This window comes from Turicibacter sp. TJ11 (genome assembly GCF_021497505.1).
GTDB lineage: Bacteria > Bacillota_I > Bacilli_A > MOL361 > Turicibacteraceae > Turicibacter.
On record NZ_CP069349.1, the window covers coordinates 1580369 to 1599384 of the forward strand.

Consider the following 19016-nt stretch of genomic DNA (forward strand, 5'->3'; position numbering starts at 1 on the left):
AATTATCACAACTAGAATTGACACGATTTCATCACACCTAAAACAGTCGACTAAACACTCCACGACGCTTTTTCACCGATGTGTCTTTCGTTGATTGATTAGCCCCATACTCATAATACTGATACCCATAATAACCTTTACCATCTGCTGGAACCATCGTCAGCACCGTTCCTAACACTTTAGCTCCTACGTTTTGTAATAACTTCATCGCACGAACGGCACGATCTCGATCCGTTTGATGAGAGGCAACCACCATCAATGTTCCATCGACAAGTGTCGATAAAATTGCCGCATCCGTCACAACCCCAACCGGTGGTGCATCAATTAAAATTAAGTCAAAATGTTGTTTTAATTCTTCAAGTAATTCTTTAAAACGATTTGAGTTTAATAATTCAGCAGGGTTAGGTGGAATAGGCCCACACGTTAAAACATGAATGTCTAATGCCGTTGACTGAATAACCTCTTGAAATGGTACATTTTGTGCGAGGACATTTGACACCCCATTAAGATTAGATAACCCTAAATAAGTATGCAAACGCGGACGACGAAGATCGCCTTCAAGCAATAACACTTTTTTTCCTGTTTGAGCAAATGAAACCGCCAAGTTACACATCGTCGTTGACTTTCCTTCTGACGCATTCGTACTTGTAACGACCATACTCTTTAACTCTCCAGCAACTGTTGAAAACTGTAAGTTAGTACGAAGAGTACGATAGGCTTCAGCTTCTAACGACTTTGGATTCACTAAAGACATAATCTGAGTTTGCTGCATCTAATACCCCTTCCTTTCTACCTTTGATTTTGGAATGACACCAAGAACAGGAACCCCTAGTATTGACTCGGCTTCATCCGGTGTTTTAATCGAACGATCTAAATATTCCATTAAAAACACTAACCCGACACTCACCATTAATCCTAAAATCCCTGCAATCGCAATTTTAGTCGCTTTATTCTGTGAAAGTGGCGTCGTTGGTAAAACTGCCTCATCTAATACTGATGTTGAATCGACCTTCATAATGTCAAAGATTTCTTTTGAGAAAACATCGGCTAATGTATTCGCAATGTCGCGTGCTAAAATCGGATCCTGATCCGTCACCGAAATCTTAATAATCTCTGTCTCATTGACCTGAGAAACCGAAATTTTATTTAACAACTGATTAGCTGTTAAATCTAAATCTAATTCATCAATCACTGGATTTAAAATCGTTAAGCTTTTAATAATCTCCGTATAAGTCTGAACTAACTTTTGACTTAAGTTGATATCATTTTGAGTTAAAACTTCATTTTCACTTCCACGATAATCAACAAGAACCGTCGTTGACGATTGATACTGTGGAACAGGCCCAAAGAAGATCACAAACACACTTCCACCGATCAAAAACATAAGTGTCACACTAACAATTAATAACCAACGCTTCCTCAATGCCTTGAAGATATCTTCAAGCGTCATTTCATTTTCGTAATGCATCTCTTCCATGCTTCTACCTCATTTCTACTTTTATTTAACTAGAATCACAAACCCATCGGGCGCTCTTCTCATCACCTTTATTACCTCCTTTAAACATAAAAAAAGCCACATCTATTAGACAATAAATGTGACCTTTTTAGAGTAAATCTCAACTATTTTAAAATTATTAAAAAATTCTACCCTAAATAATAAATCATGAAACTAGCAATTCTCCCAAAATTAACAGATTAATATTTAACCCTATCTAGCATCGAATTTGTCCCAAATATTATCCCAATAACCCAATTTCCCTTTTACATAATTAAAATTTTACATTATATATTATTTTTTTACAAGTTATTTTAATAATAAACATTATTTTCCTTTTAAAAGTTTATCTTCTAAATCAGTTTGATACAATTAAAGAGTAAATCCATTTTTACAACATTATTGTTTTTTTCTACCTAATATAACAATATATTACTAATTATGTACATTTCATTAAAGTTATGATATAATTCTGCTATCTTTTTGAAAAGAGAGAAGGAGTTAGAAAGTTATGAGAAAACCTGTACGTAAAGCCGTGATTCCAGCCGCCGGATTTGGAACACGGTTCTTACCGGCAACGAAATCACAACCAAAGGAAATGTTACCAATCGTTGATAAACCAACGATTCAATACATCATCGAAGAAGCCATTGCCTCAGGAATTGAAGAAATCTTAATCGTCACAAGTTCAACAAAGCGTTCCATTGAAGATCACTTCGATAAATCTTACGAACTTGAAGACACACTAGCTAAAAAAGGGAAAAACGACATGCTTGAAATGGTTCAAAACATTTCAAATATGGCGCAAATTCACTATATTCGTCAAAAAGAAGCAAAAGGTTTAGGACACGCCATTCTTTGTGCCAAAACTTTCATTGGAAATGAACCATTTGCTGTCTTACTTGGAGATGACATCGTCGTAAACGAGGAAAACCCAGCAACCAAACAATTAATTAATGCTTATGAGAAAAATGGCTGCTCAATCATGGGCGTTCAAACCGTAGCAGACGAAGACGTTTCTAAATATGGAATTATGAAGCCTTCAAAATCACATCAACCAGAAGGACGTATGGTGAAATTATCTGGAATGGTTGAAAAACCAAAACAAGAAGAGGCACCATCAAACTTAGCTGTGATGGGACGCTACGTCTTAACACCAGAAATCTTTGAAATGTTAGAAACTCAAGAAGCAGGTGCTGGTGGGGAAATCCAATTAACAGATGCGATTGATCGTTTAATGGATCGTCAAGCCGTTTATGCCTACGACTTTGAAGGACAACGCTATGATGTAGGGGATAAATTTGGATTCATTAAAGCAACGATTGACTTCTCATTAAACCGCGACGACTTAAAAGACCAAGTCCAAGCTTACTTAAAAGAATTAATGGCATAGAAGGGGCTGTCTCAAAATAGATGGCCCTTGAATTAAAAATCTAAAAGATACAAAAAAAGGCAGTCCCATTCAGGACTGCTTTTTTGTATACTTTATTTATGCTGACTAAAGAAAATATACATCAAGATTATACAACTTATTCAACTGGATATCAACTCTCTTTAACGATGGATATTCAAGTTTATATTCCACCTCATGATCCTGTACGTTTGCTTAATCAATTATTGGAGGGATTAGATGATAAAAAATTATTAAGCACTTACTCTGATAAAGGGAGAAATTCTGTCGTACCACCGGTGATCATGTTTAAGATTTTAATTTACGCGTACATGAATCGCTCTTTTTCTTCACGAGAAATTCAGCGACTTTGTCAACGGGATATTCATTTTATCTGGTTATTAAATGGATATCCAGCGCCTAGCCATCATACGATTAATCGATTTAGAAAACATCATTTAAGCGATGGTGTCATGGAAGATTTATTTGATCAATTCATTGAGCGTCTTCACACCTTAGATGAAATTCATTTTAAAAACCTATTTATTGATGGAACAAAAATTGAAGCCAATGCCAATCGCTATTCGTTTATTTGGTTAAAATCCGTGACTAAAAATGAAGCGAAGCTCCAGGTCAAAATAGAAAAACTCCTTCAACAAGTGAATGACATGTATCTCGTTAATTATTCATTTGATGGTGAATCCCCATTATCCGTGATGGAGTCTTGTTTACGGATGCTTCAACAAAAAGTGAATGAACAATCTCTTGAATTTGTTTATGGAAAAGGTAAGAGAAAAACCATTTTACAACGTCAAGTTGAATCAATGGAAGCATATCTTGAAAAACAACACCTGTATCTAGCATATAAAGAAACCATTGGTCTTCATCGATCAAGTTGTTCAAAAACGGATACCGATGCCACGTTTATGAGAATGAAAGATGATCACATGAAAAATGGTCAATTAAAACCAGGATATAATGTCCAAATTGGCGTTGAAGCGGAGTATATTGTTCATGTTGGAATCTTTAGTTCGGCAAATGATGTCACGACTTTGATTCCCTTTCTGACAGCCATGGAATCTCGATTATCTAAAACATATGAACGAGTGATTGCAGATGCGGGTTATGAAAGTGAAGAAAATTATGCTTATTTGAAGGAAAACCATCAAAAAGGTTTCATTAAGCCCCTCAACTATGAAACCTCAAAAACAAGAAAATATAAAGCTCAACTGGGGAAACGAGAAAACATGGCGTACGATGAACTCACCGATACCTATACGTGCGCAAATGGCAGAACGTTAAAACCGATCGAAGTTAAAATTCGAGAAAGTCAGACCGGTTATCGAAAAGAAGTCACGATTTATGAATGTGAAACCTGCCAAGATTGTCCTTTGCGTTTAAAATGTACAAAAGCGAAAGAAGGAAACTCAAAACGATTGGAAGTGTCTAAAAAAATGCTTTCGCTAAGAACAGAGTCACTTAAAAATATCCAAAGTGAAGAAGGGATTCTGTTAAGAAAGAATCGTTCGATTCAAGTCGAAGGTGCTTTTGGCGTGTTAAAACAAGATTACGGCTTCAGAAAATTTTTAACCCGTGGAAAAGTCCATGTCACAGTCGAACTATTGCTTCTATGTTTTGGATATAATGTGCAAAAATTACATAACAAAATTCAAAGCCATCGTTGCGGACAACAACTTCATCCAGGGAAAGTGGCTTAAAAAATCAGAATAGACTGTCATTTTGAAGGAAAGAAACGTCCTTCTTTTCGTCGTACTTAAAATTAAGTCTAACCCATAAAATTAAATTTACAGACTGATTTTTTTACGATGAATAGCCAAAAAAAGGAGCATGTTGCTCCATGACTATAAAATTTTAGTCATTTTGATACAGCCCCTTCTTATTTTATTTTACATAGCCGAACTTCTCATAAATAGCAGATTCTGTATTAATAACTGTTTGTGATGGCTGATACTGTGTATCATTATAAATAAATGCGTGTAACTCTTTTACAAGATCTTGATAACTGCTCATAATATAAAGTGGACTGTATCCCTTATAACTAATAGATTTATGAGTATTATCTGCACTTGGAATTTGCAGTTGTTCAATCTGACTTAAATCAAAGTTTAAAGCTTTTGTCCCATAATCAATAATTTCATTTAACGTTAAATTAGTCTCAACATAAGGTAAACAAGCATCTAAAAGTGATAGTAACTCTGAATAACTTAACGTCGTCGCCTTATCAACTAGTGCCTGAATCACCGTTGATTGACGCTCCATACGAGTAAAATCACTTCCTACATAACGATTTCTCATATATGCCATCGCTTGACGCCCAGATAAAGTTTGCAGACCACCTTTTGTTAAATGAGGCGCGTCTGTATCACCTGCATGTAAACTATTTAAATGATTAATATAATCATTCGTCACATTAATCTCTGAAGACTTAATATCAATATCAACACCACCCATGATATCAATAATCTCTTCAATCGCATCAAAGTTAAACGCTACATAACGCGTAATATCTAAATCAAAATTATAATTTAATGTTTTTAACGTTAATGGTGCCCCACCATACCAATACGCATGATTTAACTTATCAAAATCATTTTCAGGATCAGGTAAATAAATTAACGTATCACGCTGAAAGGACGTCATCTTTATTTTTTGATGATTCATATCAAGAGAGATCATCTTAATTGCATCACTACGACCATTTGATCCATCACCATCTTGATCAATCCCTAAAAGTGTGATATTAATGACATTTAAGTCTTCTTCCTTATTTAGAACTGCATCATTGACAGCCACCTCATCATGAACTAATTGATTCGTTGTATTCATCTTAGAATAAAAATGACGAGCTGCAAACACGCCTCCACCCATAATTAATAAGAAAACAGATATAGTAGGAATCAAAATCCATAATAGTACCTTCTTTTGCATCTTAAAACCTCCCATTACAAAACCTAATTCTAAACTATTATATCTCTTCTAACTAGTAAATACAAATTTTTACTACAAATTCATTATTTTTGAAAGCATTCTATATTTAATATAAAAATTGTTTCAAAGACATATTCTATCAAACTAATAAACCTTCTTTCTTAATTATACTTTCGTATTTCTTTGAGTTATACTGATTCATTAATCTCTATATGAAATATCAAACACTTTTCATTTTTAAATCCTAAAATATTTTCTATTTCTCTGCACTTCGACATTGTTCTAGAGCATATCAAATTCTAAAAATTAACTAAATAGTCTTATACTGAAGAAGTTATTTCACTAATAGTTACATCTAGATCAAAAATGATATAATCGGTGAATCTAAGTCAATATTTTGGACACAAAAAAGTTAAGTTTTTAAGTAGCTTGCCGTTCAAGTTGCTCACATTCTTTAGGGGTTAAATAATTAATCGATCCATGCATTCGTTTTCTATTGTACCAGCCCTCTATTGTTTATAGTATTCTAATAATTAACAGGGATGCATTTGAAAAGTTAACATCTCTTTTATAAAATGATCCATATCAACTAGAGATATGGAGGAGATAGGAGTGCTAACTTTGGAGAAGAAAGAAAAAATGATTCGTTTATATCTAAAAGGTCTATCTTATACAGACATTGCTAAAGAGATAGGAATGACTCGAAAAACGGTTAGTAAATATATCAAGCAATATGAGAAGGATCAGAAGGCGTTAGAATTGGCTACGACTCCTGAAGAAAAAGAACAGATTATTATCCTTTCATCTGCTAAGCCTAAGTATGATAGTAGTAAACGTCAACGGATTAAATTAACACCTGATGTTGAGTCAATAATTTATTCTTACTTAGAAGAAAATAAACAAAAGATTCAACAGGGTAAACGTAAACTCGTGATGAAAAATACAGATATTTATGAATGGCTGATTTCGAAAAATATTGATATTAGCTACCGTTCAGTTTGTGCTTATGTTTCTAAACAAACACAACGTTCAAAAGAGGCCTTTATTAGACAAGCTTATGAGCCAGGACAAGTGGCCGAGTTTGATTGGGGAGATGTCACTCTTTATATTGACGAATTGGGGACTGAACGCCGCTTTAAAATTGGAGTGTTTGACTTGAAATATAGTGATAAGAGATTTGCTTATCTTTATTCACACGAAAATACGGAGGCTTTTCTCGATATTCACACTCGCTTCTTTGAAGAAATCAAAGGGGTTCCAACTGAAATCGTCTATGATAATGCACGTGTTCAAGTTAAACATCTAGCTGGGAGAGAAAAACACTCCACTGAGGCGGTTAAAAAATTAATGAATTATTATGGTTATACGCCGCGATACACAAACCCTTACAGCGGTCATGAAAAAGGTCATGTGGAGCGTTCTGTTGAATTAATTCGACGAAAAGCGTATAGTAAGTCCCATCATTTCAAAACCATTGCAGATGCGGTAACTGCACTTTTAGAAGCTACTAGTCGTGAAAATCAAAAAATAAAACAACGAACCAACCAATCTGCAGAGACTGTATTTGCACAAGAACAGAAGGATTTACTTCCCTATCGATTACCGTTAGATACTTACTTAACTGCTACCTATAAAGTGAATAAATATAGCTTCATTCATGTCGATTCAAATTTTTATTCTGTTCCCGATTACTTAGTCGGAAAAGAGGTGACTGTCCGTAAAAACATTGACCAGATTAAAGTTTATTTTGATGATCGATTTTTATTTAAGGCTAAACGCTTAATCGGACGTCACCAATATCATATAGATATTCACCACTATCTAGCGACATTAAAAAAGAGTTCTATAATATTTGGTGTTGCTGATCAAGCAACACCTTTTTTCATGGCATAAAAAAAGAGACATCCCGTCTCCGTCCTGTTACAATGTTATCGGCTAAAACAATATTGAAAGGATGAATTGGATGTCTCACTCCTATTTTACTAGAAAACTCTTAAATATTAAAGATAAACAGATTACATTTGAGGAAGATTATTTGGAAGAAGTGAAGATTGAGGGTGTCACTCGCTTTGTTTTTAAAGGCATTTTATCTTATCAACCCACTCATTGCGAACACTGTGGCACACTATTTGATTCAAAGTTCAAAAAACATGGGTTTAAAACCTCTCGAATTGTGATTCCTAAAGTTTCACTCCATGATACTTATTTAGATTTAAAGAAACAACGTTACTACTGCGGACATTGTCAGTCAACGTTCACTCTAAAAACATCTCTTGTTGAAAAGAATTGCTTCATTTCTTACCACACCAAATATGCCATTGCGTTAGAAGCACAAAATAAAATCTCGGAGTCAGATATTGCCCGTCGTCATCAAGTCTCTCATTCTACTATCAATCGTATCATCCATAGCTTTTATGAATCTCAATCACTAAATTTTAATCATCTTCCAGAAAATCTTTGTTTTGATGAATTTAAATCGGTTAAATCTGCCCAGGGGCATATGTCCTTTATCTTTTGTGACGCTGATACCAAACAAATCCTCGATATCATTGAAGATCGTCAGCTAAGTTCTCTTCAAACGTATTTTAAACTCTATACTAAAGAAGCACGTTCTCGTGTTAAACATATTGTGATTGATATGTATGCTCCTTACATGAGCTTAATTAAGGAGCTTTTTCCTCAGGCCAAAATTGTCCTCGATCCATTCCATCTCGTTCAACATATTTCTCGTGCGTTAAATAAAACAAGGATTCGATTCATGAAAAAGTTTAAACAACATGCCCGAAAATTCAAACGTTATTGGAGATTGTTTTTAAAGTCTTACATCTTACTTAATACGACCACTTATCGTTCCGTTTACTGTTTTAAACAACCGATGCGTGAGATCGATATCCTAAACTTCCTTCTTGATTTCTACCCTGAATTAAAAACAACCTATGATCTCTATCAAGATTTACTCTTCGCTCTCCAAACCCAAAACTTAAAACAATTCCATCACTTACTTCAAGCTAAATACCCTCTGATTTCTCCTGAATTCCAAACTGCTTTTTAAACGTTTAAAATGTATCAGTCTTATATTGAAAAAACAGTGACCACTTCATACACCAATGATCCCATTGAAGGCATTAACAATAAAATTAAAGTCATTAAACGAATCGCTTTTGGCTATCGTAGTTTCTATCATTTTAAATCAAGAATTCTTATCACTCAGAAACTAACCAAACCTAAAGTAAAAATCCTAGCAGCTTAGCCACTAGGATTTTAGTTATGTTATTCCGATATAGTACATTAAAACTTAATATCACAAACACTCCTTGACAAAGAGCCACTTATTTTAACTCGAAATTAGGATTTATAATGGATATCATTATATTACTCTTTTACTCCATCTCTATTACTATATTTAAGAAATCCTCAGAGTTTCTTATATATAGAAACAGATAAGTTTTTCACATTTTTTCGCAGAGTCTTTGGATCACTTCCGAAGGTCTTTCATTGATATGTTGAATAAATCCTTGAACAGCGTTTCTAATCTCATTTATATTTTTATAAAAGACGTGTAACTATTCAGCCTAGTAGAAAAGAGTATCACAAAAAGGAGTGCTCGTTTAGTGAAGTACTCCTTGTGAATGTTATGAAAATTGAATCGTATTTCCCATTAAAATGGTTTCAATACTTTCGATAATATTTAATCCTTGCTTTTGACAAGTAGAGATGAAACCTCTGATTCGGGCGAAACAATGAGCCCCTTTTTCTGTTCGAAAACATCCGGATATTTTTTGTTTCGTTTTAGTCATTCGGACATCCCTCTCAGCTAAGTTATTATCAAACGGAACCTCAACTTGATATAGAAATTCTAGCACCTCTTCTTGTCGTTTAGATAAGCGATTGAGTAATCGAACGGGATCTGTATTTTTTTCATGAGCTTTTAAAGGATTCGCTAGATAACCTTCTTCAATGATTGTTTGATATCGCTGCTCAAATTCTTGAATCTGATGTAAGGGTAACGGGTATTCAGTCTCTTCCGAATAAATTTTAGCTTCAAGTAATAATTCCGTCATGTCTTTGGCCCACTGTTGTTTCTCAAAGTCGATGATGCCTTTGAATTCTCTTAAATGATGAACGTTACATAAAGCATGTGTGCAATCATCATATTTAAAATACGGTGTCCAATGATCATGGATGACGGTTCCTTTGAAAGAGGGAAGAATTCCATTCGCTTCAATGGCTTGAGAGCCACGTTTTTCATGAACAAAGTAGTGAGTATATCGTTTATTTGAAGTCACATGAAGCCAGTGTCTCTTTCCATTGATATAACAGCCTGTTTCATCTAAATGAAGATAACTTGATGCCAAAAGATTTTCTTTGATTGAAGCTTCAGTCGTTTCCAACAACTCATCACATCGTTTCGTCATATTCACCAGTGTTCCTTGGCTGATGGTCGCTCCGAAAATATCCTGAGTCAATTGTTTCAGACGGTTGAAAGGAATCAATTGATAGTGACTGAAATAAGTTAATACACTTGTTAAATGTGGCCCATATTGTGTCGGTTGTATGACATGTTTCGGAAATAGTCCTTCATTTTTAAAATGACAGTTAGGACATACTTTAATTTGAGATTGATGCTCAGTGACTTGAAGCCTTAATCTCGGTAAATCAAAAACTTGACGTCGAATCGTTTTTTGAGGTTCAACGTTTTCTAAACAACACCCACACCCTCGGCAAATTTTCGGATGATGTGTGACGACACGATCCGGATCTTTTATCATTTTTAAGGTTGAACCTTGATGTCCGACTTGACCACCCGGTTTTTTATTTGAAGGTTGACGTAAACTTTTTGTCTTTTTAAAACCATCGGTTGAGGGAGGCAAACTACTGTTTTGACTTGTTTTATTTGATTGTTTTTCAAGTTTTTTAAGGCGAGCATCTAAATCTGAAATGACTTTATTTTGTTTCTCAACCGTTTGAGATAAATCAGAGATTTGAGTGGAAAGTCCTTGAACTAAAGTAATGACGGATTGAATTCCTTCATGATAAACTTTGATGATTTCAGATTCTGACATAAGATGACACCTTCTTCTAAAGTTGGAATAGTAAGGATATTATAACGTAAATCTTATAAATAGGTAAGTTATTCACGAGAGCTACATATCATTAACAAAATCACCAAGAAACGGAATTCGTTTACTTGGTAGCTGAATAGTTACAAAGACGTTATGAATCACAGATTGTTTTAACCATTTCCATAATCCTTCAATTAAGTTTAATTCTGGACTATATGGTGGTAAAAAGATTAACCTTAATCTATTTTTGTGTTCGTTTAAAAAAGGTTGGATGAGTTTAGCGTGATGAATTCTTGCGTTATCTAAAATCATGACAATCTTTCCCGTTGGATATTGTTTCAGTACTTTTTTGAGGAATTCTAAAAAGATATCTGCTGTATAACGTTCTTCCTCCTGGACATAAACATGACCTGTCTCATAGTTAAGGATTCCTATTAATTTGACACTTTTATTATTTCCGTAAGTAGGAATAATCCGTTGTTTTCCTTTAGGAAACCAATTGTTGACTAATGATTGATAATCTCTGATAGAACTTTCATCTTGAAACAATAAATGATCAATCTCTCCACGAATCAAAATTTTTTAATTGTTCAAATTCCTGTTTAAATCCCTCTTGTTTTTCTTGACTCGCTCTCGCTAATGAGTAAGTCGGGCGTGTGTAGCTAAAACCTAAGCGTAACAACATGTCACGCATTCCACCTTTAGAGAATGAAATTCCAAAGGTTTGCTTCACCCAGATGCATAATAGCTTACAATCCCAAGTCATGTACGGTTCAATCCCAACATCAGCGGGCATTTTATGGATGAGGGTATGGATTAACTCAGCTTCTTGCTCAGGTGAAAGTTTCTTCGGGCAGCCTGATTTTGGGCGTGGGTTTAATCCCTCAAGTCCATATTTTTTATAATTTCTAACATGTGTTCCGATGGTCTGAGCAGTGAAGGGAACTATCTTAGCGATTTCTACATTTTTATATCCTTGTAAGTGTAAATAGATGACTTGATAACGAGTATAAAGTTGTTTCGATGATGTTTCACGCATCGCTGTTTCAATTAATTTTAATTCTGTCTGATTCATAGTTGCCTCAATTTCTATGGATTGTCAACACTAAATTAAACAACTTTTTTAAGGGTATTTTGACGATATTCAACTGGGGATAAGTATCCCAGTGAAGAGTGAATCCGATGGTTATTATACCAGTTCACATAATCAGATAATTCATAGCCTAATTGTTCATGTGTTTCAAATCTCTGATTCTTTATAAATTCAGTTTTAATCACTTTGTAAGTTGCCTCAGCTACAGCGTTATCATAAGGGCAACCCTTCATACTGAGTGATCGCTCAATGTTAAAAGTATCTAAAATCTCATCAATGATTTGATTCTTAAATTCATTTCCCCGATCTGTGTGGAAGATCTTGATTTGACTTAGGTTAGTTTTGACTGTACAAAAAGCCTTCTTAACTAACTCTGCATCCTTATTAGGACCCGAACTATAACCGATAATTTCACGATTAAACAGGTCTACAAGCACACAAAGATAGTGCCAGCGATGACCGACTCTAACGTACGTTAAATCGCTGACAACCACGTTTAAATAAGGCTGCTTATCAAAGTTACGATTCACGATATTTTCAACCTTATCTTGGTTACATTTTGCTGGATGTGGCTTAAATTGAGCGACTGTATAGTTTGATACTAAGCCTTCTTGTTTCATAATACGACCAATGCAACGACGTGAGACTTGTTGCCCCATTTTGTTTAATTCGTGTTTAATTTTTCGAGTTCCGTAGTTATTTCGGCTTCATCGAAAAATCTCAACGATATCAGTGACTAGTTGGGTCTCATTTTTCTTCGGTTTAGATTCGTAATAATAGGTGCTACGAGACACGTTAAGGACTTCGCACATCGCTGAAACAGAATATTTGTGAGTATTGTTTTTAATCACATTTATCTTCGTCCTAAGATCAGCGCGGCTTGCTTTAAAATATCATTTTCCATTTCAAGTTGTTTAATCTTCTTGCGAAGTTGAATCAATTCATTTTCTTCGTCTGTTCGGTTATCTTTCTCTTTAAAAGAACCGGTAGAAGTCGATTGTTTAATCCATTTATCGAGTAAAGAAGGTGAGAGATCATATTCACGAACAATATCACATTTACGTTTACCATTGAGATAAAGTTGAACTAATTGGTTTTTAAATTCATCTGTATACTTACGGCGAGGTCTACGAGTTTTTGTTTGGATCATGTTAAAGCTCCTTTAGATTGATATTATTTATCATTTTACATGACCTTAAAAAAACTGTCTAATTAATTGTAACCTATCCACTCAATGAAAATGGAACGATAATAGGATTTTTTTTCATAATAAATAGTGGATTGTCAACACTAAACTTTATGCTAGACTTAATTGATTAGTAATATATCCTTCTATACACTTAACTTGATATCTGTTATCTTAATTGTTTTACTTACAAACAATAAAACAATATATATAATTCCACCTACCAGAACTTGAATAAATGTAGTAAGGATTGTATTAGGTAATAAACATCCAATAGCATTAATTACAATATACATAATTAGTGCACAAATAAATATGTATGGAATTTTTGATAAAATTTCTTTCATATTTAATTGATTCTTAACAAAATACATTTGAATAAAAACCCCTGTAAACTCTGCTGCCACCGTTGCAATAGAAGCTCCAATGTAACTATATCTAGGTAACAATATAAAATTTAATACTATATTAACAACAGCTGCAATACATACAGAAATAGTATATTTATTTTGTTGATTAGTTGGAATAAGGTATTGAATAGCAAATAAATTGGCACCACCAATAGCAATTATAATCCAAGCTGAATAATAAAATACAGTTGTTACCTCTTGAAACCCTTCACCAAAAAACCATGGTACAAAATTTTTAGCAACTCCTACTATACCAAATGTAAGTCCAAAACTAATAACCGAAATAAATAAAGCACTTTTTTCGATGACTTTCTTCATTGTTTTCTCATCACTAGTTACCATCATATTAGCAATTCTAGGCATCATAACACTACTAATAGCTCCTATTAGTGTGACAGCCAAACGTATAATCTTCTGTCCTTGATCATATACACCAACATCAGCTGATGTATTCATTACTCCTAACATTGTACGATCTAAAAGAACATAGACACTACTTGCAATTTGAGGTAAAAACAATAGAAGAGTGGGCTTTAGATGTTTAATAATATCATCTCGATTAGGTTTAACAAACTTTATACTTTTCCCGAAATCTATCCACATTGAAATTTGTCCAATTAACATTGAAAGAGAAAGTATATAGGCATATAAAACTAAATCCTCACTATTCTTAACTAAAATAAATATTAATAAAATTCCAATAACTTTTATTAAGGTATTTCTTATAACTACTTTTTTAAAATTTTCAATTCCAATATATAGCCATGAAATATCAAATAATGCTGCTAATACTAAAAACGAGTGTGCAAAATATAAGCTACTCTTTATTCCAAGTGTCGCTATAAATAAGAGATAACTAATTAAACAAAATATGAATTGTAAAAAATAAATCTGCCAAAATGTTTTTTCTACCTTTTTTGAATCTAAATTTGATTGTGCAATACACTTACTCCCATACATAGTAATTCCAAGCATTCCGAATAATACAAAATATTGAGTGTTTGCATAAGTAAATGAATATTCCCCTATTCCTTCAACTCCAAGCACACGCGATAAATAAGGTGCTGTAATTAATGGTAAAATTAATGTTAAAATCTGATAACTAATATTATAAATAAAATTTTTTAGTAATTTAATTGCTCTCACCTCTATCATCTCTAAATAATAAAAAGGCTAGTTTTAACCAGCCTTTTTATTGTTTAAAATAATCAACATCAACAACAAAAGATACATTTCTTTAATTAAATCAGGCTCTATTTTAAGAAAGTGTTAACATTTATTAAAATTGACGTAAAAAATTCATATTGTATGTTAGACCTATCTGAATAAATCTGATAAGCTTAATCATTCTAAGTGTCAATATTTATCTAAAAAACAGCCTTAAATTAAATAATGCCTCAAAATGTTGTCAAATGTCTACTGCAGCTTTAGCTTAAATATTAATTCGAAACAATAAATTCTAAGGCTTGACTCTTTTCGGATTCATCAACACCTATAGTAATTATTTCTAAACTATGAATACCCTCTGAAAGAGAGGATATATCATAACTTAACTCATATCCTAAATCCATGTTAAGATATTCAGTATATAACTCTTCTATATCTGATCTTTTTACACGTGAAATTTCACCTTGGAATATTCCATCAATATAGAATTGAATTGTTTGAATTCCATGGTCATATGACCATGCTTTAATATTCAAAATATCTTTAATTGTTTATCTTTCAAGTGGTTGTTCTAACTCACCTAAATAAATACTCTCTATAGAAAGCTCCTCTTCTCCTTTATCTATAACATTATCATCTAAATAAACATTAGTTCCTAATGCTATATCTTCAGTTAACACTAAAACCGGATTTTGGACATTAATCAAACTTGTTTGAACAAACTTGCTTCCATCTTTTCCTATCGTTACTATCGATAACTCATGTTCACCATTGGTTAGCATTCCTGTATTGTAATACAATTCATAACCTGCTTGCTTCGTATCATACAATGGGAAGGCCTCTTCTACATCTTGACGATATAGACGATTCATATTACTTTGTTTAGCTCCATCAATATAGAGTTCTACTCGATCAATCTCTTTTCCATAAATTGACCATCCTTTAATATACAACACGCCACTTACTTCACTATTATTAGCTGGATAATCTATGTTTCCTTGATAAGGTGCTATATTTTGTACGGTAACTCTTATTGATTCTTTATATTGTGCCCCATCACTAGCCGTCGTAACAACAGTAAATTCGTGTTCACCATTAGCTAATGCCCATGTATTATAAGTTAATTTATAGCCAGCTTGCTTCGTATCATATAATGGGAACGCTTCTGTAATATCTTGGCGATATAGACGTGGTATATCTGCTTCCTTAATTCCGTCAATATACAGCTCTACCCTATCAATTTCTTTTCCATAAATTGACCATCCTTCAATCTCAACTTCGCCACTTACAATAGAATTAGAAACTGGGGCATCTATATTCCCATGATATGGATAAGGATTTAAGACATTAATCAAACTTGTTTGAACAAACTTGCTTCCATCTTTTCCTATCGTTACTATCGATAACTCATGTTCACCATTGGTTAGCATTCCTGTATTGTAATACAATTCATAACCTGCTTGCTTCGTATCATACAATGGGAAGGCCTCTTCTACATCTTGACGATATAGACGATTCATATTACTTTGTTTAGCTCCATCAATATAGAGTTCTACTCGATCAATCTCTTTTCCATAAATTGACCATCCTTTAATATACAACACGCCACTTACTTCACTATTATTAGCTGGATAATCTATGTTTCCTTGATAAGGTGCTATATTTTGTACGGTAACTCTTATTGATTCTTTATATTGTGCCCCATCACTAGCCGTCGTAACAACAGTAAATTCGTGTTCACCATTAGCTAATGCCCATGTATTATAAGTTAATTTATAGCCAGCTTGCTTCGTATCATATAATGGGAACGCTTCTGTAATATCTTGGCGATATAGACGTGGTATATCTGCTTCCTTAATTCCGTCAATATACAGCTCTACCCTATCAATTTCTTTTCCATAAATTGACCATCCTTCAATCTCAACTTCGCCACTTACAATAGAATTAGAAACTGGGGCATCTATATTCCCATGATATGGATAAGGATTTAAGACATTAATCAAACTTGTTTGAACAAACTTGCTTCCATCTTTTCCTATCGTTACTATCGATAACTCATGTTCACCATTGGTTAGCATTCCTGTATTGTAATACAATTCATAACCTGCTTGCTTCGTATCATACAATGGGAAGGCCTCTTCTACATCTTGACGATATAGACGATTCATATTACTTTGTTTAGCTCCATCAATATAGAGTTCTACTCGATCAATCTCTTTTCCATAAATTGACCATCCTTTAATATACAACACGCCACTTACTTCACTATTATTAGCTGGATAATCTATGTTTCCTTGATAAGGTGCTATATTTTGTACGGTAATTATTGTTGATTGTATATATTTTGTTCCGTCTTTGCCAACTGTTATAACTTTTATTTCATGTTCACCATTAGCTAATGACCACGTATTATAAGTCATTTCATAGCCAGCTTGTCTTGTATCGTATAATGGGAACGCTTCTGCAATATCTTGGCGATATAGACGTGGTATATCTGCTTCCTTAATTCCGTCAATATACAACTCTACCCTATCAATTTCTTTTCCATAGATTGACCAACCTTTAATTTGAATCTCTCCATTTACTATAGAATATTGTCCAGGAGAATCTATTTGTCCATAATATGGCGCACTCTGAAGAAATATAGAATCATTAGATGATATATAGCCTATAGACTGATTCCAATTATACTTAGCATTATATTGAGCTACTCCTTTATCATTTATCGGAGTATCACTTTGAATTTTATAATAATTATTCACGGTATCAAGAATAATCACCGGATAATTTCTTAATGTCAATTTAGATTTTTGATTATAGGTCTTATATAAAGTAGTTGCTGAACTCTTAGCAGAACTTTTTACATCAATAATTGAATTATCTGTCTTAATTCCAATTGTATAATAATTGTAGTCTTTTACTCCACTAGCTTGCTCAAAACGATAATACCATCCAGCTATTTTTTCTCCCCAAAAAGGATCAGATGCATATTTAACATTTAATCCACCACCTTTATTACCTACATGTGAGCCATAATATCGATAATCATCTATTGGGTCTGTATACCCCCAAGAAATATATCGATCCGCGTGGTAATAAATACCACTTTCAACATCAGGAAAACTTGTACCATTTCCATATGGATTATTATCAACTGCATTCATTCCAAATAAATTATTTTTATTAATACTTAAAGAACTTTTCCCCCAATTACTTTCATGAATACCCATAGCATACTGCAATGATCCGTTGATTCCATATAGTTCCTCAACAGCTTCAAAATATTGCCCTGTATTAACCAATTTTCCTGTTTTTCCTACATTAGAAACTGTAAAAGAATCTATCTCTGAAGCAGAATAATTTGTTTTAGATCTAAATGGAAGATATTGATAATAATTATAGTATGGATTCGTTTCATTAACTGCTCCAATTCCTGTAATTTGAATCTCTCTCCAATTATAATAAAAATAAACTCCATCATAACTATAGTATGGTACATTAAGATTCATCCATGATGGCGCAGGACCTACAATAACTTTTGAATAATTATTTGCTACTCTAACATTATTAGTTATGTAATGGTATAGTACACCATTGTCATTTATATAATATGATGGTGATTGGACTGTTCCCATTGCATAGGCGATAGATTTAACATTGTCATCCCAGTCATTATACTTATCTAAATAATCACTAGAGTAATCTAATGTATTAGTATTTTCAACCAATGAGCTCTTAGAATACAATTCTGCTTTATTAGATGCAGGAATATAATAAGCTACAGTTTGGATCTCATATTTGTATTTTTTTCCATCACCATCTAAATCTAACTCAAAGAAGTGCGATTTGTTTTTAGCTACTTTTCCATGATATCCTGATACATATACGTAATAATAATTTATATCTTCACCTAGATAGAGGGCGTCATCAACATAGCAGGAATTAATATATGTTTCATGACTCGAAAGACCATTAGCAATTGGATACAAATCATGGTTGGGTCTACATCTTAACTGATTCATTATCTCAGTTGTTGTCTTTCCTTCATAGTTTTGACCTTCTGGGACAACTTGCCAAAACTGAACTAATCCTGATCCTATTGCTCTACTTTGTGACTGTGAGATAGTAGCTTCTATTTCATTAAAATTAGTAAGATAGTTATCATTCGCCTTAACAAGAATTTCATGTTTACTTAATAACATTAATGTCAACATGAAAAATACTAAAAATTGGGATACTTTATTCCTCACCTACGTTCCTCCT

General features: G+C 33.4%; 12 protein-coding genes and 2 pseudogenes. 4 read left to right on the forward strand and 10 right to left on the reverse strand.

Annotated elements, in window-relative coordinates:
• Window positions 1-37 precede the first annotated feature (37 nt).
• Both JRC48_RS07660 and JRC48_RS07665 read right to left on the reverse strand, forming a co-directional pair.
• Window positions 38-772, reverse strand: coding sequence for a CpsD/CapB family tyrosine-protein kinase (locus JRC48_RS07660; RefSeq protein WP_235068980.1), 735 nt, complete (start codon window positions 770-772; stop codon window positions 38-40).
• Window positions 773-1477: a YveK family protein gene (locus JRC48_RS07665; RefSeq protein WP_235068981.1), complete on the reverse strand. Its 705-nt coding sequence runs from the start codon at window positions 1475-1477 to the stop codon at window positions 773-775. It lies immediately after the preceding gene.
• Window positions 1478-2006: 529 nt separating this feature from the next.
• Here JRC48_RS07665 and galU point away from each other — a divergent pair.
• Both galU and JRC48_RS07675 read left to right on the forward strand, forming a co-directional pair.
• Window positions 2007-2888 (forward strand): UTP--glucose-1-phosphate uridylyltransferase GalU, encoded by an 882-nt coding sequence (gene galU, locus JRC48_RS07670; protein WP_235068982.1) that lies wholly within the window; start codon window positions 2007-2009, stop codon window positions 2886-2888.
• 98 nt (window positions 2889-2986) lie between these two features.
• Complete coding sequence (locus JRC48_RS07675) at window positions 2987-4603, forward strand: IS1182 family transposase (protein ID WP_235071016.1); 1617 nt, start codon at window positions 2987-2989, stop codon at window positions 4601-4603.
• Between the two features lie 184 nt (window positions 4604-4787).
• Here the strand turns inward: JRC48_RS07675 and JRC48_RS07680 are convergent, their stop codons facing one another.
• Complete coding sequence (locus JRC48_RS07680; protein WP_235068983.1) at window positions 4788-5834, reverse strand: LCP family protein; 1047 nt, start codon at window positions 5832-5834, stop codon at window positions 4788-4790.
• A 621-nt stretch (window positions 5835-6455) separates the two neighbouring features.
• Between JRC48_RS07680 and istA the strand changes: the two genes are divergently transcribed.
• Together istA and JRC48_RS07690 are read left to right on the forward strand one after the other, a co-directional pair.
• Window positions 6456-7727, forward strand: coding sequence for an IS21 family transposase (istA, locus tag JRC48_RS07685; protein ID WP_235068984.1), 1272 nt, complete (start codon window positions 6456-6458; stop codon window positions 7725-7727).
• 70 nt (window positions 7728-7797) lie between these two features.
• Window positions 7798-9084, forward strand: a pseudogene (locus JRC48_RS07690) (ISL3 family transposase).
• A gap of 382 nt (window positions 9085-9466) precedes the next feature.
• Here the strand turns inward: JRC48_RS07690 and JRC48_RS07695 are convergent.
• The 7 genes and pseudogenes from JRC48_RS07695 to JRC48_RS07720 form a co-directional block, all read right to left on the reverse strand.
• Window positions 9467-10897 carry an IS66 family transposase gene (locus JRC48_RS07695; protein WP_235068985.1) on the reverse strand — a complete coding sequence of 477 codons (1431 nt, stop codon included), beginning with the start codon at window positions 10895-10897 and terminating at the stop codon, window positions 9467-9469.
• 81 nt (window positions 10898-10978) lie between these two features.
• Window positions 10979-11446, reverse strand: coding sequence for an IS630 family transposase (locus JRC48_RS12680; RefSeq protein ID WP_255703578.1), 468 nt, complete (start codon window positions 11444-11446; stop codon window positions 10979-10981).
• A gap of 7 nt (window positions 11447-11453) precedes the next feature.
• The gene (locus JRC48_RS12685) at window positions 11454-11972 is read right to left on the reverse strand and encodes an IS630 family transposase (RefSeq protein WP_255703580.1); all 519 of its coding nucleotides are present in this window, start codon (window positions 11970-11972) and stop codon (window positions 11454-11456) included.
• Window positions 11973-12007: 35 nt separating this feature from the next.
• Window positions 12008-13140, reverse strand: a pseudogene (locus JRC48_RS07705) (IS3 family transposase).
• A gap of 182 nt (window positions 13141-13322) precedes the next feature.
• The gene (locus JRC48_RS07710) at window positions 13323-14732 is read right to left on the reverse strand and encodes a flippase (RefSeq protein ID WP_235068986.1); all 1410 of its coding nucleotides are present in this window, start codon (window positions 14730-14732) and stop codon (window positions 13323-13325) included.
• Window positions 14733-15025: 293 nt separating this feature from the next.
• Window positions 15026-15289, reverse strand: a complete 264-nt coding sequence (locus tag JRC48_RS07715; protein WP_235068987.1) for a hypothetical protein — start codon at window positions 15287-15289, stop codon at window positions 15026-15028.
• Between the two features lie 15 nt (window positions 15290-15304).
• Window positions 15305-19003, reverse strand: a complete 3699-nt coding sequence (locus tag JRC48_RS07720; protein WP_235068988.1) for an Ig-like domain-containing protein — start codon at window positions 19001-19003, stop codon at window positions 15305-15307.
• Window positions 19004-19016 lie beyond the last annotated feature (13 nt).